Raw genomic sequence first — 18,018 nt, 5'->3', positions numbered from 1 at the left:
CGAGGAGAGAAGACCATGAAGACGTTCCTGACCGCCGCGGCACTGATCGCGATGCCGATGACGGCGCTGTCCGCCCAGGCGCCGATGCCCGCCTCGACCTATGTGATGAAGGCCGGTGCCAGCGACCTGTACGAGAAGACGTCCAGCCAGCTTGTCCTGGCGACGACGACCAACCCGAAGCTCAAGGGCTTTGCGCAGATGATGGTAACCGATCACACCAAGAGCACCGAGGACGTCAAGGCCGCAGCGATGGCCGCCAAAGTGAAGGTCGCGCCGCCGAAGCTGGATGCGATGGGCGCCAAGAACGTCGCGGCGCTGAGGGCCGCGAAGGGCATGGCACGCGACCGGCTGTACGTCACGCAGCAGAAGGCCGCGCACCAGAAGGCACTGGCCCTGCAGCAGGGCTATGCGGACAATGGCACCGTACCCGGGCTGAAGACCGTCGCTGCCGGGATCGTCCCGGTCGTGCAGACGCACATTTCCGAACTGCAGACGATGTAAGCGCGCCGGCGCCCGCGATACAAAGCGGGCGCCGCGTTACATTTGAGGTTTGTAACCGTCTGGAAAGCCGTGCTGTCCCCCGCTAGGCGGTGACATGGATACCGATATTGCCATCGCTCGCAGCGTTGCCCTGCGCCCCATCGCCGCCATCGCCGAAGGTCTTGGCATTCCCGACGAGGCGATCGAGCCTTACGGGCGCTACAAGGCGAAGATCGCGCTGGAATGGCTGAACGCGCGCAAAGCGGAGCGGAACGGTCGGCTGATCCTCGTCACGGCAATCAACCCGACGCCTGCTGGCGAGGGCAAGACCACCACCTCGATCGGGCTCGCCGATGCGCTGCGGCATACCGGGCGCAACGCGGTGCTGGCGTTGCGCGAGCCGTCGCTCGGGCCATGCTTCGGCACCAAGGGCGGCGCGACCGGCGGAGGCCGTGCCCAGGTGGCGCCGATGGAGGATATCAACCTCCACTTCACCGGTGATTTCCACGCGATCACCGCCGCGCATAATCTGCTGGCGGCGATGATCGACAATCACATCCACTGGGGCAATGCGCTCGAGATCGACGTGCGCCGCGTGGTCTGGCGGCGGGTACTCGACATGAACGACCGCGCGCTGCGCGATATCGTCCAGTCGATCGGCGGCGTGGCCAATGGCTATCCGCGCGAGTCGGGCTTCGACATCACGGTGGCGTCGGAGGTCATGGCGATCCTGTGCCTGGCCGACGGCCTTGCCGACATGGAGCGCCGGCTGGGTGATATCGTGGTCGCGTACACGCGCGATCGCCGACCGATCACCGCGCGCGACCTGAAGGCGGACGGCGCGATGGCGGTGCTGCTGGCGGAGGCGATCAAGCCGAACCTCGTCCAGTCGCTGGAGGGGACGCCCGCATTCCTGCATGGTGGCCCGTTCGCCAACATCGCCCACGGATGCAACTCGGTGATCGCCACACGGGCAGCCATGTCGCTGGGTGACTATGTGGTGACCGAAGCCGGGTTCGGAGCGGACCTTGGCGCGGAGAAGTTCTTCGACATCAAATGCCGTCAGGCGGGGCTGGCGCCCGACGCGGTCGTGATCGTCGCGACCGCGCGCGCGCTGAAGATGAACGGCGGTGTCGCCAAAGCTGACCTTGGACGTGAGGACGTCGACGCCGTACGGCGCGGCGCGGTCAATCTCGTCCGGCATATCGAGAACATCCGGCAGTTCGGCGTGCCCGCGGTCGTCGCGATCAACCATTTCCATACCGATAGCGACGCGGAGATCGCCGCGATCGTCGAGGCGGCCGCGCAGCACGGATCGCGCGCGATCCTGTGTCGGCACTGGGCGGAAGGCGGGGCTGGCGCGGTCGAACTGGCCGACGCGGTCGCCGAGCTCTGCGATACGCACGGTGGCGGGTTCGCGCCCATTTACGGTGACGAACTGTCGCTGTTCGACAAGATCGATACCGTCGCACGCCGGATCTACCGCGCCGAGCACGCGGTCGCCGAGCCGAGCGTGCTGGCGCAGCTGAAGCGCTGGGAGGATGCGGGATACGGCCATCTGCCGGTGTGTCTCGCCAAGACGCAGTACAGCTTTTCGACCGACCCTGCCCTGCTCGGTGCGCCGACCGGGCATATCGTACCGGTGCGCGAGGTCCGGCTTGCTGCGGGCGCCGGGTTCGTGGTGGCGATCTGCGGCGAGATCATGACGATGCCGGGCCTGCCGCGCGTTCCGGCCGCCGAGGCAATCCGGTTGAACGACGAAGGGCTGATCGAAGGGCTGTTCTGAGCCCCTACCCGAACATCCGCTTCATCGAGCGTTCGAGCATGACGAACTGCCACAAGGTGCGGCCGTGCTCGACACGGCCCATCCGGTGCTCGTCGGCGATCCGCGCGATCGTCGCCATGTCGAACCAGCCGGTCTCGCCGAGCGTGCGCGACTTGGCGAGCGCGGTCGCTTCGCCAGCCAGCGCGTCGCGGAACCAGGCGCTGATCGGCGTCACGAAGCCCATCTTCTGGCGATAGAGGATGTCGCGCGGGAGATAGGGCTCCATTGCCTTCTTCATCAGCCATTTGCCCTCGCCGTGGCGCAGCCGCATGCTGGCCGGCAACGTCGCGCAGAATTCGATGAGGCGGTGATCGAGCAGCGGTTCGCGTGCCTCCAGGCCAACCGCCATGCTGGTGCGATCGACCTTGGTCAGGATGTCGCCGGGCAGCCAATGCTTGATGTCGGCATATTGCGCGCGGTCGATCGCGTCGCGCGCAGGCGCGTTCGCCATCGTCGCGACGTAACGGTCCTCCGCCCGGTAGCCGCCGAGGCTGGCGCGCGCGCCCTGGTTGAACAACTGCGCGCGGAGTTCGGGCGTGGTGACGCCGACCGAGCGGGCATAGGCCTCGCCGCCGCCCTGCGCGAGCGCGAGCAACGTCGATTTTGCGCGCAGCGGGCGCGGTGCCCAGTCGGCCTTGGGATACCAGCGGCCCAGCGTGCCGAACACGTCCGCGCGCAGATGCGCCGGAAGCAGGCCGCGGACGCGTTCTTCCACGGACTGGAACTTGTAGCGGCGATACCCGGCGAGTGCTTCGTCGGCGCCATCTCCGGACAACGCGACAGTGACGCTCTCGCGGGCGAGCGCGCAGACCTGATAGGTGGCGAGCGCGGAGGCGTCGGCGAAGGGTTCGTCGAAGCTGGCGACGAGCGTGTCGATCAGCGATACGTCGCCCGACTTGACGACGCGCTCGCGGTGGTCGGTGGCGAAGCGGCGCGCGACGGTGTCGGCATAGCTACGCTCGTCATGCCCTGCCTCCTCGAAGCCGATCGTGCAGGTGCGGACCGCCTTCGGGCTTGCCTCGGCCATCAGCGCGACGACTGCCGAACTGTCGACGCCACCCGACAGGAACGCGCCGAGCGGCACGTCCGCGACCATCCGCGAGCGGACGCCGGCGCGCATCCGGTCGACCAGTTCCTCGCCCAGCGCCTTGGCAGAGCCGGTTGCGCGGTTGGAAAAGTCGATGTCCCACCATTTGCGTGGCGGCGGGACCGGACGGCCTCGCTCGACCAGCAGGAAGTGACCGGCCGCGAGCTTCCTGACGCCTGCGACGATACACGCGTCATCGGGAACGTAGCCGAGCGCGAGATAATCCTCGACCGCCCCCAGATCGGGTACCCGGCGAAGTTGCGGATGCGCGAGCAGGGCCTTCAGTTCGGAAGCGAACGCCAGCGAGCCGTCCGCCAGTTCGACATAGTGGAGCGGCTTCACGCCCATCCGGTCGCGCGCGATGAACAGCGTATGGGCGGCCGAATCATGGATCGCGAAGGCGAACATGCCGTTCAGCCGGTCGAGCATCGACGGGCCCCAGGCGCGCCACGCATGCAGCAGGACCTCGGTATCGCCCGACGTGCGAAAGACAGCACCCTTCGCGGTCAGTTCGTCGCGGAGATCGGCGAAATTATAGACTTCGCCGTTATAGGTTATCGTCAGCGTGCCGTTCGACATCGGCTGTGGTGAGCCTTCGAGGTCGATGATCGACAGCCTGCGATGGCCGAGCCCGACGCCGGGCGCGGTCCAGATGCCGTCGCCGTCCGGACCACGGTGCGCCAGCGCGGCGATCATGGCATGAACCCGGTTCGGATCGACCGGCTTCGGCGTGCCCGGATGGAAGATGCCGGCGATGCCGCACATTCAGCGCATCCCCGCAGCGTTGTCGGCGACCCGTGCGATCGGCCCGAGTGCCGCGAGAAACCGCGTAATCGGGCGCGGGTCCGAACCCTCGACCGACAGGTGAATGGCCACCGCGCGTTGCGGACCGCCGAGCAGTCTCGCCTTCATCGTCTCGATCTTCACCAGCGTGTCGTCCTGCGTGGTCGTGTCGTCGCCGACCCGGTACCACGTCGCGACGATCCGCTCTATGGGCCCGGGCGCGGTGATCCGCATCGTCGAACCGGCCGCGCCTGCGCCGTCGACGGTTTGCGGCAGATCCTCGACGCGGACCCAGCGATCCTCCTGGCGCAGGACGCCGGTGCCGAACCCGATCAGCTCCTTGCCTTCATGCTGGTTGCCGAACACCGCGATGCTCATGTCGACGGAAGCGCCCGTGGCGTCGGCGTAGCGACCGAACAGATAATGGTCTGCGCCGGGGTAATAGGGCGTCCACGGCGCCCGGACGCTGACCGCGACGCGGTGCCAACCGGGTATCTCGGGCAGGTCGATATGCGCCGGCAGCACCTGCGCGCGACGGGCGATCGCGGCGCTCCAGACCGGGAATATGGCGACCGTCGCGAGCACGAGGGCAGTCGCGGCAAACGGGCCGGCGCGATAGGTCGGGACGGACTGAAGCCGTGCGGGGTCGAACGCGGGATCATCCGGCGCGCGGTCGAACCAGCGCCAGCCGACCGCGAGAACGCCGGCCATCACGAGCGCAAAGAACACCCACCCGTAGACGATATGATCGAAACCGGTCGCCGCCTCGACCGAAGTCAGGTCGGCCGCCCAGATCGTCCCGAACGAGCGGAATCCGTTGGCGATGACGGGAACGACGACCGAGACCAGCAGGAAGATCGCGCGGCGTTTCCACGAGACAAAGCAGAGATTGGCGACGAGGACGCCGAACGCGACCATTGCGATGACGAACTTCGCGCCCGAACACGCCTCGGCGACCTCGAAATAATAGCGACCGGCGTGGATCAGCACGCCGTCGACCACGGCAGGCACGCCGACCAGATGGAGCAGCGGCATGACGATCGCGACCGTAATGGTCTGGAGCGGCGGCTCAATGCCTTCGCCGAACGGCACGAGGAAGAACGCGTACGCCATAGGGAAGAGCAGCCCGCGGGCGACGTTCGGCCCAAGGATCGTGACTACCGCGCCCTGTAGTATCATGATCAGGCCGAGCTGACGCGCGAAGCCGACCGACGCGGCATCGCCCATGAGCCAGCCGATCCCGCCGATTGCGACAAGCGCCAGGCCGGGCCACCAGCCGGTCGGGGTCAATTGGGCAAGGTCCGTGCGTCGCTGCCAGACCAGCCACGCGACGACCGGACCGATGAAGAGACAATGCCCGAACGTCGTGCTGTTCCACCAGATATGCACGAGGTCGGCGACGTCGCCGTGAAACGTCAACAGGATCAGGATCGCGACGATGGCCAGTGCGATGCCGTGCAGGCGCCACGCCGTCACGAATCGAGGTCCAGCAGCGCGTCGAGCGGCGCGAGCCGTGCGTCCCAGCCATAGCGGCGGATGACCTGCGCGCGGGCAGCATGGCCTAATGTCGTCGCGGCCTCCGGCGTTTCGAGCAACGCCTTCACCTGATCGGCGAAATCCTGTGCGGTCTGCGCGACGCGGATCGTGCCGGCATGGTCGATGCCCTCGGCCGCTGCGGTCGAGGCGACGACCGGACGCGCCATCGCCATCGCTTCGAGCACCTTGTTCTGGATGCCCCGCGCGAGTTTCAGCGGTGCGACGCAGATATCGGCGGCCGCAAGCCAGCCCCGGACATCGTCGACTGCGCCGGTAATTGTGACGTGGTCGCTCGCGAGTGCTTGCACCACAGCGGTCGGAGCGCGGCCGACGATCGTGAAGTGTGCGGGGTGGCTCTGGCGGATCAGCGGGAGGATGTCGCGGACGAACCAGGTCACCGCGTCGATGTTGGGGCGATAGTCCATCTGGCCGGTGAAGACGATGAGCGGTGCGCTAACGTCGTCCTCGCCTACCACCACCCCGGCGGAGGCCGGGGCCCAGTTGGGGAACGTCGATGACGACGGACTGTCCGCAGTTACTACGACCTTTCCAACTGGGCCCCGGCCTCCGCCGGGGTGGCGGCCAAGGTTCAGGTAGCTGTCGGCCGGATCGAACTTCCCCGCATCGATACCGTTCTCGACCGCCAGTATTCGGCCCATCGCGCCACCATCGCGGAAAAGCGCGGCCTCCGCTTCGCTAACGAACAGACTGGCTGACACTCTCGCCGCGATCTTACGTTCGAACGCACCAAGCAACCGCGCCTCCCTTCGCATCATCCAGCGCATGGGACCGCGTACGTCATCCGCGAACCCGGCGAATTTCGCAGAGTCGACATCGACGAAATCCATGACGACCGGCGGACCGCCAGCAGGAAGAAACTGCGCCATCTGCCCCGAGAAGCAGTAAATCCCCGAGACATGCGGCACGGCCCGGTCAACCGCGGCTTGCACTGCGCGGCTGGCGAAAGCCGTCAGCGACACGGGCTTGCCGCTTGCCAGCGCTTCGATCGCGGCGCGCTTCTGCGACTTGCCGCGCGGCAGGATCGTGCAACTCGCCAGCATGTCCGTAAACACCGCGGGCGGATCGAAGTCGGCCGCGTCGTCGGCGAACGCGACCAGATGCACGCGCGCGCGCTTCGCCAGATACTGGAGAATGTGGAAGCTGCGGATCTTGTCGCCGCGATCGGGTGGGAAAGGTACGCGGTGCGCCAGGAAGAGGAGGTTCACCCCAAGCCTCGGGATATCCACGGTCCTGCGGCAGTGGCGGCCCACAGCGGCAACTTTTTCCACGTCCGCACCATCAGCGCGTATTTGGGGTTCAGCGGATTCACCTCGCGCGCCGGGCCATCGCTGCGCTTGGCGTAGAGCCGTGACTCAGCGGTGAAGCCCCAGTTCTTTTTGAACGCCGCCGCCCCGGTGCCGGTTTTCGAACGACCAAAATCGAACCGGGTGCAACCACGTCCCCGGGCATGGGCCATCAGCGCGAAATACATCCGATCGTTGGCGCGCAAGCCCCGCGCTGCACCGGTCCCGCCGCCCCAATAGGGATAGACGATGCCGTTGAAATACAGGCTGAGGACGCTGGCGACCGCCCTGCCCTCATGACGGACGGTGAGAATGTCGGCATCCATCGACGCCGCGACGCTCCGGAACAGCTTGGCGGGAAACACTGGCGTACCAAGGTTGCGGACCGATTCGGCGTAGACCCGGTAATGCTCGGCCAGCAATCTGCGGTCGTTGCCAGCCACGATCTCGAGTTCGAAGCCCAGCGACCGCCGAACCTCGGCGCGCTGTTTCCGCGGGATCGCGAGCAGTTCCGCCTCATCGTCCGCCGCGAGATCGCGCACGAAGCCGAGATAGCTGGCATCGTCGCTGGCCCAGCCTTGCGGTGCCGGACCGCCGCGAAGTTCGACCGAGGGGCAGCCGATGCGCAGCGCCAGGTTCCACGCGCCCGCCGCGAGCGGTTCGACGGCGCCGCCCAAGATGCCGCCATCGACACCAAACCCGGACGATACGAGCGCACGCCCGAACAGCGGCGAACGCATCTCGGTCAGCGGCAGGACGCCGACGATCGCGCCGGCATTCTCCGAGACCAGATAGCGCGCGCGTTGGCCGCAGCCATCCTGCACGGCAAGGCTCCATGCCGGCAAATGAAACGGCGTTGCGCCGTCGGTTGCCGCGACGAACGCCGCGATCCGCGCGCACTCGGCCGGATCGCGAAGGTCCACTTCGCGCACGCCGACGGGCATCGGTGCAGTCACGCCAGCCGGGCCGCTTCGCGTGCGACCACCGCATCGACGCGGCCCCATTCGTGGCGCCCGAGCAAGCCACGCAATTTGCCCGCCATCGCGCCGAGCCGCGAATAATGGCGGATTTTCGCGCGCATCGGTGCCTGCGCGACGCGTGGTTGCGCGGCATCGATCTCCCACGGGTGGAAGTAGAACATCGCCGGACGATCTTCGCGGTTGACCTGGCGTACGGCGAAATCCGTGATCGCCGCGGGGAGCAGCCGGAAGAAGCCGCCACCGGTGGCGAGCTTGCGCTTGCCAAACGCGGCCACGGTCACCGGCACCTCGATCAGCGCGCTGTCGCCGAGCGGATTGAAGCCGTAGCGCGGCGCATCGAGCCAGCCATAATGATCGTGCTTCACCGGTGCGACGCTGGAGGAGTAGGTGTAGCCCGCCTCCGCCAGTTCGACGTGCGCCCAGGGCGTACGCTGATCGATGGAGAAGCTCGGCGCGCGGTAGCCGGTGACTTTCGTCCCCGCGGCGTCCTCGATCGCAGAGCGCGCGCGGCTAAGGTCGGCGCGGAAGACCTCCGGGGTCATCGTGAAGACGCGTTGGTGATCCCAGCCGTGGCTGGCGATCTCGTGGCCCGCATCGACGATCCGACGGATCAACGCGGGGTAGCGATACGCCACCCAACCAAGCGTGAAGAACGTCGCCTTGGTGTCTTGTTCGGCGAACAGTGCGAGGACGGCGTCGGTGTTCGCCTCGACACGGGGCTGGAGAGAGTCCCAATCCGCCTTGTCGATCACCTTTTCGAAGGCGCCGACCTGGAACCAGTCCTCGACGTCGACCGACATGCCGTTCAGCACGGAAACCTTCGATGCGCCCATGTTACGCGGCGTCATGCCAGGCGGCGACACCGCGGATCGGGGCGTATTCCGGCTTGTCTGCATCGCTTTCGACCCAGTCGACCAGCAGCGTCAGCACGCGGCGCAGAGCCTTGTCCTGCAACTCCACGCGCGCTTCGAGCTCGGCGATACGGTCCTCGATGACGGGATCCGTGCGCGGCGCTTCGGTATGCGGCTGGGCGACGGGTTCGGGCTTGGCATCGAGCGCTGGCGCACCCTTGCCCTTGTCGGTGGCGAGCATCGGCAGATCGCCTTCGAGATCGCGCTGCACCGTCCGGACGACGTCGGCGTCGATCACCGTCAGGTCCTCGATCGCGGCGTGGAGCAGAACTCGCCCGGCAAGCAGGTTCAGGCGACGCGGAACGCCCGCCGACCCTGCAAAGAACGCCGCGAATGCGTCGTCGGCAAATCCGGGGTTTCCGGTCCAACCGACCACCGACAGGCGATGCTCGAGATACTCCGATACCTCATGCTCTTCCATCGGATCGAGATGGTGGATCGCGATGACCCGCTGGCGAAGCTGCTCGAGCCGCTCCGAACCGTGCAGGCGGTCGCGGAACTCGGGCTGGCCGAGCAGGACGATCTGCAGCAGCGCATGGCCGCCGGCCTGGAAGTTCGACAGCATCCGCAATTCTTCGAGCGCGGATACCGGCAGCGCCTGCGCCTCGTCGACGATCAGCAACGTACGCTTGCCCGTGCGCGCGACGGCATGCAGGCCCCGCTCGACCGCGGTGAGCAGCTCGGCCTTGGTCAGCGCGGCCGGATCGATATGCAAGGCGGTCGCGACGATCCGCAGCAGGTCGTCGGCCTCGATCGCGGTCGATACCAGGCGGATCGCGTTCAGTTGCTGGTGGTCGATCGTGTCCATCAGATGGCCGACCAGCGTGGTCTTGCCCGCGCCGATATCGCCGGTGATGACGATAAAGCCCTCGCCTTGCGCCAGCCCATAGCCGAGATACGCCATCGCCTTGCGGTGGGTCGCGGTCTCGAACCAGAATTTGGGATCGGGGGTGAGCTGGAAAGGCCGACCCGTCAGTCCGTAATGTTCATCGTACATCTGCTGCTCGCCTTCAGAACTGATACCGCGCACCGATCAGCGCTTGCGCCGACCAGTCGCTGTCGAGGTCGCCGACCTTGAAGCTGTAAAGCCCGAGCGAGGCGGTTGTGCCGAGACGCCCGAAATTGTGGTAATATGTGCCCGTCGCACCGTACGACCAGACGCCGTCGTCACCGGACACGCCGTCCGCGACGACATTGGCGACACCTGGGTCGTAATAGTTGACGAACAGGTCGGCGTTGATGCCCGACGCCTGGGTCAACCTGCGCACGTAGAAGAGCTGGCCGTAGTAGCTCTGATCCTCGACACCGGTCACGATCAGCCCCGGCGCGACGTTGGGCGCGTAGAGCTTGCGGTTGGTATAGCCAGCGCCCGCGCCCCAGGTCGAACGGCCGCGGGTGGCACTGATCACGGCGTCGATGCCCCGTGCGCGGTAGCTGGCGGTGGAGATCGACTGGAACACGTCGTCGAGGCACGCGCCCGGCGCCGTGCCGGTCGAGCCGAACACGCATCCGTTGAACTGCTGGCCGAAACCTTGCTGGTTACCGGTCAGGAAACTGGTCGGCAGGCTGCCGATACCGGTCCGCAACTGCCGACCGAAAGTCTGCACGCCGTCATACACGTTGACCGCCATGCCGACCGATTGCGAGGCCTGATAGGTCGCGGTGCCGGTATAGCTGAGCGAACCGTAGCGACGCCCGACATGTCCCTCGACCGAGGTACGCCGGTTGGGCCGCCAGATTACGCCGGCGTCGTAATAGATCCCGTCGGTCCGATAGGCGATCCGCCGCGGCGATGCGGCGTTGGTGACGAAACGACCGTCGTCGTCGAGAACCGGCGTGCCGGTCGCGTCGACGACCGCGTCCTTCTGGCTCGTCTCGATCTTTTCATAGCCGACGCCTGCAGTCAGCGCGACATAGGGGGAGATCGGCATGAGAACGTCGCCGCGGCCGTAATAGCCCTCGTAACGCTGCTTCAGCTGGCTTGCGGTCTCGCGGTCGTAGGATCCGCTGACCGTGACGCCGAACGGCGCGATCGCACCCGGCCGGACCGATGCACTGGCGGTGACGGTATTGCCGATCGAATCGTCGTAATAATCGAGCCGTTGTCCGCCGAGCGCGGTATCGCCGAAAGTCGGTGTCTCCACCTTCGTGTAGCCTAGGCGATAGTCGGCATTGAACGTGACCGGGCCGGCAGTGCTGGTAAAGCTCGGACCGGCGTAGACGGCAAAGACCTGGCTGACGTTGTTGACGTTGCCGACGAGCAGCCCGGGCGCCGCCCCCCGGATGTCGGAGCGTGCGCGCGTCGCGATGCCCGCGGCTTCGAGCGTGAGGTTCCGGGTCAACCGCGCATCGACGCGCGCGAGACCCGAATGGATATCGTCGTCACCCAGCTTGTCGCCCCACCCGAACCGGTGTTCGTAGCGGTAGCTGAGCTGGCCTGAAATCTGTTTCGTCTGGACCGCCGCGTCGACGCCGGCGGCAAGGCTGGTGTACGTCAGGACATCGTCGCCATCGAGATCGGCGGCCAATGTCTGGCTGACCTCGACATATGGGACGATCGTGACGCGCCGTGCGCCCTGCGCGGCACCGGGCGTGTCGGTCGCGGTCGGCGTCACCTGTGCCTGCGCCTGCGCCTGTGCCTGTGCCTGCGCGATCGCAGACGGAACGGTCAGCGCGGCGAGCACAACTGCACCCTGAAGCAATGCGCGGCCGCGAACGGTCGGCCTGATGGTTGGCCCAGTCATCAAGAGGCCTCCTGGCCGTAATAGCTGCCGAACCGCGCCCCGCCTTGAACGAACGAGACGGCGTTCAGCACGAGTTGGATGTGATCACACCCGTCGAGCAGGTTCACCGCGGCACGAAGTTCGTTTTCGGGCGTCCGATCAGCGCGAACGACCAGCATAACCTGTCCGACACGCATCGCCAACACGGCCGCGGGCGACGCGGCGAGCGCAGGCGGCGAATCGAAGATAACGACGCGGCGCGGGTTGGCTTCCAGCAGTCGCGCGATCACGGCCCTGGTCCGGGCACTGGCGAGCAGCTCGGTATCCATCGTGGTCTTGGAACCGGCCGGCAGGATCGACAGATGCGGCACGTCGGTCTCGATCACGAGGTCCTCGACGTCGATCCCTGCATCGCCGAGCGCGTCAAGCAAGCCGGGACCGTCGGTCAGGCCCAAGCGATTGACGACGTCCGGCTTCGCCACGTCCGCGTCGACGAGCAGGACCTCGGTATCGCGTTCGGCGGCGATGGAGAGCGCGAGGTTGATCGCGCAGAACGTCTTGCCGTCGCCGGGTCGGGCCGAGCAGACGAGAATCATGCGCGCCTTGTCGGCACTTTCGCTCTCGGCGATCCGCGCGGCGGAGATCAGCAACTGGCGCTTGATCAGGCGAAACTCCTCCGCCAGCGGGCCGACCGGCGCACCGGGCACGATCATGCCGTTGATCGCCAGCATCCCGCGATCGATCCGCGCCGCATCGTCCACGCTGTCGGGAAGGTAGAATTCGTCCGAAAACTCCTCGCCGACCGGCGCACGCAGTTCTTCCGGGATCGCGAGGAACGTCGGATCGAGGAATTCCCGCAACGGACTGGTGGTAGGTTCCGGCCGCGACGCTGGAACACCGTCGAAGTCGGGCGTGTCGGTCGACGGTTCGTCGTCCGCGACACCGGGTTCGGCCCCGCTGTCCGCCTCGACCGTACCACGGGCGCGGCGATGCGCGCTCAGATCATATACCTTGGCCGCACGTTCGAGCAGCGACGGTTCGCGAACAGGTTTCCTCACGGTCATCCCCTATGCCGCCAGGCCGCGCTGAAGGATTTCGACCCCCAGCAAAAGAACATACGCAGCGCCCAGCGCGGCAGTGCCGCCCAGGAACATCTTCAATTTTCGCCGACGCTGACTCGCCTGTACGCGTGTCACGACTTCCCCGATCGAGCCGATCACCGGCATGCCGGCCGCCTTTTCAAGCCGAGCGGTCGTCGCGAAGGTGGATCGAAGCTGCCCCATGGCAAACGCTGCGCCGATCCCGGCTGCGAGTCCAGCGACCAGCACGCCCGACAGCAGCAGCATGCGGTTCGGTGCGCTCGGCGTGCGCGGCGTCGTCGGCGGATCGATCACGCTGAACTTCACGTGATCGGTCTGTGACTGGGCCTGCCCGACCAAAGCGGTCTGCTCGCGCTGGCGTAGCAACGCGTCATACTGATCCTTCAGCACCTGATAGTCGCGGTCGATCGATCCCTGCTCGGCAGCCACCTCGGGATCGCCCGACAGCTTCGAGTTCAACAGATCGAGATCGCCCTGCAGCTGGCCTTTGCGCATGCGCAGCGACGCGACGGTTGCCTGACGATCGGCGGCCATCGACTGGAGCGAAGTGTAAAGCGGGTTCTGCGCGGAATTACCCGCGCTTCCGCCCGACAGCGGTTCGCTGCGCGCGGCCGCGGTCGCCGCTGCGAGCTGGCTCTTCAACGCGACGACGTCGGGGTGATTTTCGGTATAGCCGCGCGCGCGCGCATCGGCGAGTTGGCCCTGGATCGCCTGCAACCGCGCCCGTGCTGGTCCGGCCGCACCGGCGACACCGCCAGCCCCGGCGACGGTCGCCGGCGTACCTGCCAGCTGGCCCTGCACGGCCGCCAGGCTCGACTGCGCGGCGGCAAGATCGGCATCGACCTGCGACATCTGCGAGCGCGATGCACCGATCCGGTCGCTTACCGACCCGGTACCCGGCAGCGCGCCGAGATAGCGATTCTGGAAGTCCGCGCGCTTGGTCTCCGCATCGGACAGCTGCTTCTGGCGTGCCGCAAGCTGCTGGTCGAGGAAGGTCAGGCTCTGGGTCGTCTTGGACCGGTCACCGGCGAGGTTCTGCTCGACGAACAGGTCGATCAACTTCTGCGTGATCTGGCGTGCGAGCTTCGGGCTCGCCGCGGTCGTCGTGATCTGGAACAGATTGTCCTGCTGCGACGCGATCTTGATGTTGGGTGCGAGTGCCGCCACCCGGTCGGCGACGTCACGGTCACTCGACACCGTGTTCGCGAGGTCGGTACCGCGCACGACCTTTTCCAGATTGACGGCCGAAATCAACGTGGTGCGGATCGTATCGACGCTCATCGGCACGCTTTGCGGCACGCCGTCCATGCCCGACGGCAGGATCGTCTGCATCTGCACGAACACGCGCGCGGTCGATTCGTAGCGGTTGGAAATCTGCGCCACCACAAGCCAGCCGAGCACGCACACGCCCCACGCGACGACGAGCGCCAGCCAGCGCCGCGTCCAGATCGCGTGCAGGGCGACCCGCACCTCGTCGTAGATCCCGTTCATCCTGGCTGCCTCAGAACATCGATTCGGGGATGATGATCACGTCGCCCGGCGCGAGCTGGACGTTGGCCGACGAATCGCCCTTCTTCAGCAGATTGCCGATCTGCAATCCGAACTCGGTCTGCTTGCCGGTCTTGCGATCGTAGCGAACCAGCCGCGCCTTGTTGCCCGCCGCATATTGGCTGAGGCCACCGACCGCGATCATCGCGTCGAGCAGCGTCATGTTGGCGCGGTACGGGATCGACGCCGGCTTCTCGGTCGCGCCGACGATGCGGACCTGCTGGCTGTAGGTGCCGCTGAAGTTCTCGACGATGACCGATACGATCGGATCCTTGATATAGGCGCCGAGCGCCTTCTTGATGTCGTCGCTGAGCATCGCCGGGGTCTTGCCGACCGCGGGCATGTCGTTGATCAGTGGCGTGGTGATCCGGCCATCGGGCCGCACCTGGACCTTCGATGACAGTTCGGGATTGCGCCAGACAAAGATATTGAGCTGATCGAGCGGGCCGATGACGTATTCCTCGCCCGGCAATTCCTGATTCGCGACGAACGACGCGGGTGGCAACTCGGGACGCGTGTCCGCCGTCGCGCAGGCACTCAGGGTGGTCGCCGCAAGGCCGAGGGTCAGCAGGGATTTGGATACGGATCCGGAACGCATGGGCACTTTTCTCCTGGCGCCTCACTGGCGGAACGCTGGCCGTCGGTTGCCCGGCGGTCGGCTAAACTCAGCCTTGGCTATGTGAGGAACAGGTGAAGATAGGGTTAGGAGCGCCCCGTAACCATGCTCCGCCAAGACCTTGGCATCTGAGGCTTATACACCAGTAACGATCTCGACGGCCGGTGGATGCCCGAGAAATGCGGTCGGGCTCGCGCTGGCGCCGTATGCGCCGGCCATGAAGATGGCGATGAGGTCGCCGACCGCGACGGCCGGCAGCGCGATCTTGTCGCCGAGCCGGTCGAGCGGGGTGCAGAGCGGACCCACGACGGAGACGGTTTCCGAAACATCGTGCCCCATCCGCGTGGCCACCGCGATCGGATAGTTGCGGCGGACGACCGTGCCGAAATTGCCGCTGGCGGCGAGCTGGTGGTTGAGCCCGCCATCGACGATGACGAAGGTCTCGCTCTGGCTTTCCTTGATGTCGACGACCCGGGTCAGGTACACGCCGGCTTCGGCAACGAGCCAGCGCCCGAGTTCGATCGCGAACCGCGTATCGGCGAGAACGTCGGGACGCGCGGCAAGCGATTCGCTCAGCGCTTCGCCGACACGTTCGACGTCCAGAGCCACGTCGCCAGCGAAATACGGCACGCCGAACCCGCCGCCGAGATTGACGAGCGGCGGCGCAACGCCAGCCGCCTCGCTCAATCGCGCAGCAAGCGCGATCGTCGCGCCCTGCGTCTCGATGATCGCGACAGGGTCGAGCGCCTGGCTCCCGGCATAGATGTGAAATCCGCGCCAGTCCGCCCCGGCCGTGACTATCGTCTTTACCAGTGCCGCCGCACGGACCGCATCGACCCCGAACGGAGACGCTCGCCCGCCCATCCGCATGCCAGACCCGCGGAGTTCGATGTCCGGATTGACGCGCACGGCCATTTGCGGCGTGCGGCCGAGCCGATCGCCGACCGCGAACGCGCGCGCGGCCTCGCCTTCCGATTCGACGTTGAGCGTGGCACCGGCGGTGATCGCGGCGACCAGTTCGTCGTCGCGCTTGCCCGGACCCGCGAAACTGATCGACGCGGCGGGTTTGACCGCGAGCGCCTTGGCCAGCTCGCCCGACGAGGCCACGTCGAGCCCATCGACCAACGGCGCGATCGCCGCGAGCAGGTCGACATGCGGATTGGCCTTGATCGCATAATGCAGGTCGATCGCCGGCATCGCCGCCCGAAACCGCGCGATGCGGGAAGCGACGATGGCCATGTCGTAGACGAACAGCGGCGTGTCGCCGGCCTTCGCAGCCCAGTCGTTAGCGGACCGGCGGCCGATCCTCAGCACGCCGGACTGCTGCGAGAACTCCTGAGGAAGGGCGCCCATCGGTTTCATGACGCACTCCCTTCCATGTTCCCCCGCGAAGGGTCGCCCTTCAAAGTAATATTCTGAAGGGGCTCTGAAGGCGGGGGCCCAGTCTGGACCTCCGCCTTTACTTCAGCGGCGATAGCAGACCTGTCCATCTTCCCGTTGGCATTGCGCGGCAATTCGTCTCGCCAGAGATACACACCCGGTTGCATGAAACTCGGCAACGCCGTCCGCAACCGCGCCCGCAACGTTGCCTCACCGCTAACATCCCCAGCCAGCATGACGACGATACCCTGCCCCAACCGATCGTCCGGCACCCCTACCGCGACCGCCTCGCGCGCTTCCCCGCCCGCCAGCACGGCTTCCTCGATCTCAAGAGGGCTGATCCGGTTCCCCGCGCTCTTGATCATCTCGTCATCGCGCCCGACGAACCGGAGCAAGCCGTCCTTACCCTCGACCACCGTATCCCCGGACCACACCGCCATGCCGACACCATCCGGCGCAGGCCGAAACCGCACAGCCGTCCGCGCCGCATCCCGCCAATAGCCTTGCGCGACCAGGGGACCCGAATGCACCAGTTCCCCGACCTCGCCGGGTACCGCGCGCGTCCCATCGGGCTTCACCACCGACACCTCGGCAAACGGGATCGCCCGCCCCATCGCGTCGGGCGTCGAATCGATCAGCGCGGGATCGAGATAGGTCGACCGGAACGCCTCGGTCAGCCCGTACATCGCGTAGACGTCCGCCGCCGGAAACCGCGCGCGAAGCCCGCGCACCAGTCGCGGCGTCAACGCCCCTCCAGAGTTGGTCAGCCGCTTCAACCGGGTCGCGGTCTCGCCCGGCCACTCCGCCTCCAGCAACTGCACCCAAAGGGGCGGCACACCGGCCAGCGTCGTCGCTCCGACCCGCTCGACCGCCTTCACCACGTCACGCGCTACCAGGTAATCGAGCGGCGCCACCGACGCCCCCGCCACCCAGGTCGAGAACAGCTGATTCTGGCCATAGTCGAACGACAGCGGCAGCACGCCCAGCACACGGTCTTCGGGCTCCAGCTTCAGATAATGCGCAACCGAAATCGCCCCGAGCCACAGGTTGGCGTGGCTCAGCATCACGCCCTTCGGCCGCCCGGTAGACCCGGAGGTATAGAGAATCGCGGCAAGGCTATCAGGATCGGCATCCGACGGTCCCAAACTACCGCACTCACGGTTCCCCGGCGAAGGCCGGGGCCCAGTTGGGAGAACCCTCGTGGCAGCACGTCGCGCGACGTCATCGGCATCATCCCAACTGGGCCCCGGCCTCAGCCGGGGATCCGCAAGCGGGACGTCAGCCTCGTCCACGATCGCACAGCCATCCGGCACGTCGTCCGCTTCCAGCGTCGCCGCTCGCGCGCCCTGCGTCACCAGCAGCAGCGCCCCGCTATCCCCCAAAATATGCGCAACCTGCGCCCTACGCAGCAGCGGATTGACCGGCACGTGCACCAGCCCCGCCCGCGCCACCGCCAGCGGCATCAGGCAGGCAGCCCGTGTCTTTGGCAACCACGTCGCGACCCGATCCCCAGACGCCAGTCCCCTGGCCGCCAGCCACCCGGCCAACGCCGCGACGCCAGCCTCAAGCTCGGCGAAGGTCATCGTCCCCGCCTTGTCGATCAGCGCGACGTCATCCGCAGCGCCGCGCAACGCGACATGGTCGATAGGGTATGGCTTGGGGTCGAGCGCGATCATCGTGACCCTCATAGCGCCAAGCCCCGATGGCGCGAAGCCGTTGCCGAATTCACCCCCACGCGCTAGCGG

General features: G+C 66.7%; 14 protein-coding genes. 2 read left to right on the top strand and 12 right to left on the bottom strand.

Going from position 1 to position 18,018, the window contains the following annotated elements; all coding sequences use genetic code 11:
• Positions 1-15 precede the first annotated feature (15 nt).
• Both SJY41_RS03200 and SJY41_RS03195 read left to right on the top strand, forming a co-directional pair.
• Positions 16-501, top strand: coding sequence for a DUF4142 domain-containing protein (locus SJY41_RS03200; RefSeq protein ID WP_380779010.1), 486 nt, complete (start codon positions 16-18; stop codon positions 499-501).
• A 94-nt stretch (positions 502-595) separates the two neighbouring features.
• A complete protein-coding gene (locus SJY41_RS03195) occupies positions 596-2,266 on the top strand; it encodes a formate--tetrahydrofolate ligase (RefSeq protein ID WP_380779009.1) in 1,671 nt (556 codons plus the stop codon).
• Positions 2,267-2,270: 4 nt separating this feature from the next.
• Here the strand turns inward: SJY41_RS03195 and SJY41_RS03190 are convergent, their stop codons facing one another.
• The 12 genes from SJY41_RS03190 to SJY41_RS03135 form a co-directional block, all read right to left on the bottom strand.
• Positions 2,271-4,157, bottom strand: a complete 1,887-nt coding sequence (locus SJY41_RS03190) for an XrtA/PEP-CTERM system amidotransferase (protein WP_380779007.1) — start codon at positions 4,155-4,157, stop codon at positions 2,271-2,273.
• Positions 4,158-5,651 carry an exosortase A gene (gene xrtA, locus SJY41_RS03185; protein ID WP_380779005.1) on the bottom strand — a complete coding sequence of 498 codons (1,494 nt, stop codon included), beginning with the start codon at positions 5,649-5,651 and terminating at the stop codon, positions 4,158-4,160.
• On the bottom strand, positions 5,648-6,937 hold the full coding sequence (locus tag SJY41_RS03180) for a glycosyltransferase (protein WP_380779003.1): 1,290 nt from the start codon (positions 6,935-6,937) through the stop codon (positions 5,648-5,650). The genes xrtA and SJY41_RS03180 overlap by 4 nt, the downstream gene beginning before the upstream one ends.
• Positions 6,934-7,971 (bottom strand): FemAB family XrtA/PEP-CTERM system-associated protein, encoded by a 1,038-nt coding sequence (locus tag SJY41_RS03175; RefSeq protein WP_380779001.1) that lies wholly within the window; start codon positions 7,969-7,971, stop codon positions 6,934-6,936. The genes SJY41_RS03180 and SJY41_RS03175 overlap by 4 nt, the downstream gene beginning before the upstream one ends.
• Positions 7,968-8,843, bottom strand: coding sequence for an XrtA system polysaccharide deacetylase (locus SJY41_RS03170; protein WP_380778999.1), 876 nt, complete (start codon positions 8,841-8,843; stop codon positions 7,968-7,970). The genes SJY41_RS03175 and SJY41_RS03170 overlap by 4 nt, the downstream gene beginning before the upstream one ends.
• Positions 8,830-9,903: an ExeA family protein gene (locus tag SJY41_RS03165; protein ID WP_380778997.1), complete on the bottom strand. Its 1,074-nt coding sequence runs from the start codon at positions 9,901-9,903 to the stop codon at positions 8,830-8,832. The genes SJY41_RS03170 and SJY41_RS03165 overlap by 14 nt, the downstream gene beginning before the upstream one ends.
• A 13-nt stretch (positions 9,904-9,916) precedes the next feature.
• Positions 9,917-11,650, bottom strand: coding sequence for a hypothetical protein (locus SJY41_RS03160; RefSeq protein ID WP_380778995.1), 1,734 nt, complete (start codon positions 11,648-11,650; stop codon positions 9,917-9,919).
• Positions 11,650-12,693, bottom strand: a complete 1,044-nt coding sequence (locus SJY41_RS03155; RefSeq protein ID WP_380778993.1) for an AAA family ATPase — start codon at positions 12,691-12,693, stop codon at positions 11,650-11,652. The genes SJY41_RS03160 and SJY41_RS03155 overlap by 1 nt, the downstream gene beginning before the upstream one ends.
• Before the next feature lie 3 nt (positions 12,694-12,696).
• On the bottom strand, positions 12,697-14,220 hold the full coding sequence (locus SJY41_RS03150; RefSeq protein ID WP_380778991.1) for an XrtA system polysaccharide chain length determinant: 1,524 nt from the start codon (positions 14,218-14,220) through the stop codon (positions 12,697-12,699).
• A gap of 10 nt (positions 14,221-14,230) precedes the next feature.
• The gene (locus tag SJY41_RS03145; RefSeq protein WP_380778990.1) at positions 14,231-14,875 is read right to left on the bottom strand and encodes an XrtA/PEP-CTERM system exopolysaccharide export protein; all 645 of its coding nucleotides are present in this window, start codon (positions 14,873-14,875) and stop codon (positions 14,231-14,233) included.
• Positions 14,876-15,028: 153 nt separating this feature from the next.
• Positions 15,029-16,255 carry a pyridoxal-dependent decarboxylase, exosortase A system-associated gene (locus SJY41_RS03140; RefSeq protein ID WP_380778988.1) on the bottom strand — a complete coding sequence of 409 codons (1,227 nt, stop codon included), beginning with the start codon at positions 16,253-16,255 and terminating at the stop codon, positions 15,029-15,031.
• Positions 16,252-17,949: an AMP-binding protein gene (locus SJY41_RS03135; RefSeq protein ID WP_380778986.1), complete on the bottom strand. Its 1,698-nt coding sequence runs from the start codon at positions 17,947-17,949 to the stop codon at positions 16,252-16,254. Before SJY41_RS03135 ends, SJY41_RS03140 begins: the two co-directional genes overlap by 4 nt.
• Positions 17,950-18,018: the final 69 nt, after the last annotated feature.

Origin of the sequence: Sphingomonas sp. R86520 (assembly GCF_042466285.1) — a bacterium.
GTDB lineage: Bacteria > Pseudomonadota > Alphaproteobacteria > Sphingomonadales > Sphingomonadaceae > Sphingomonas.
The sequence above is the reverse complement of the archived record's forward strand: the minus strand, read 5'-3'. Positions and strand labels throughout refer to the sequence as shown.

What these genes read in the sequence shown, in the direction of transcription:
- SJY41_RS03200 (WP_380779010.1), top strand. Translation starts at nt 16, where the DNA reads ATGAAGACGTTCCTGACCGCCGCGGCACTGATCGCGATGCCGATGACG.
- SJY41_RS03195 (WP_380779009.1), top strand. Translation starts at nt 596, where the DNA reads ATGGATACCGATATTGCCATCGCTCGCAGCGTTGCCCTGCGCCCCATC.
- SJY41_RS03190 (WP_380779007.1), bottom strand. Translation starts at nt 4,157, where the DNA reads ATGTGCGGCATCGCCGGCATCTTCCATCCGGGCACGCCGAAGCCGGTC.
- SJY41_RS03170 (WP_380778999.1), bottom strand. Translation starts at nt 8,843, where the DNA reads ATGACGCCGCGTAACATGGGCGCATCGAAGGTTTCCGTGCTGAACGGC.
- SJY41_RS03165 (WP_380778997.1), bottom strand. Translation starts at nt 9,903, where the DNA reads ATGTACGATGAACATTACGGACTGACGGGTCGGCCTTTCCAGCTCACC.
- SJY41_RS03160 (WP_380778995.1), bottom strand. Translation starts at nt 11,650, where the DNA reads ATGACTGGGCCAACCATCAGGCCGACCGTTCGCGGCCGCGCATTGCTT.
- SJY41_RS03155 (WP_380778993.1), bottom strand. Translation starts at nt 12,693, where the DNA reads ATGACCGTGAGGAAACCTGTTCGCGAACCGTCGCTGCTCGAACGTGCG.
- SJY41_RS03150 (WP_380778991.1), bottom strand. Translation starts at nt 14,220, where the DNA reads ATGAACGGGATCTACGACGAGGTGCGGGTCGCCCTGCACGCGATCTGG.
- SJY41_RS03145 (WP_380778990.1), bottom strand. Translation starts at nt 14,875, where the DNA reads ATGCGTTCCGGATCCGTATCCAAATCCCTGCTGACCCTCGGCCTTGCG.
- SJY41_RS03140 (WP_380778988.1), bottom strand. Translation starts at nt 16,255, where the DNA reads ATGAAACCGATGGGCGCCCTTCCTCAGGAGTTCTCGCAGCAGTCCGGC.
- SJY41_RS03135 (WP_380778986.1), bottom strand. Translation starts at nt 17,949, where the DNA reads ATGATCGCGCTCGACCCCAAGCCATACCCTATCGACCATGTCGCGTTG.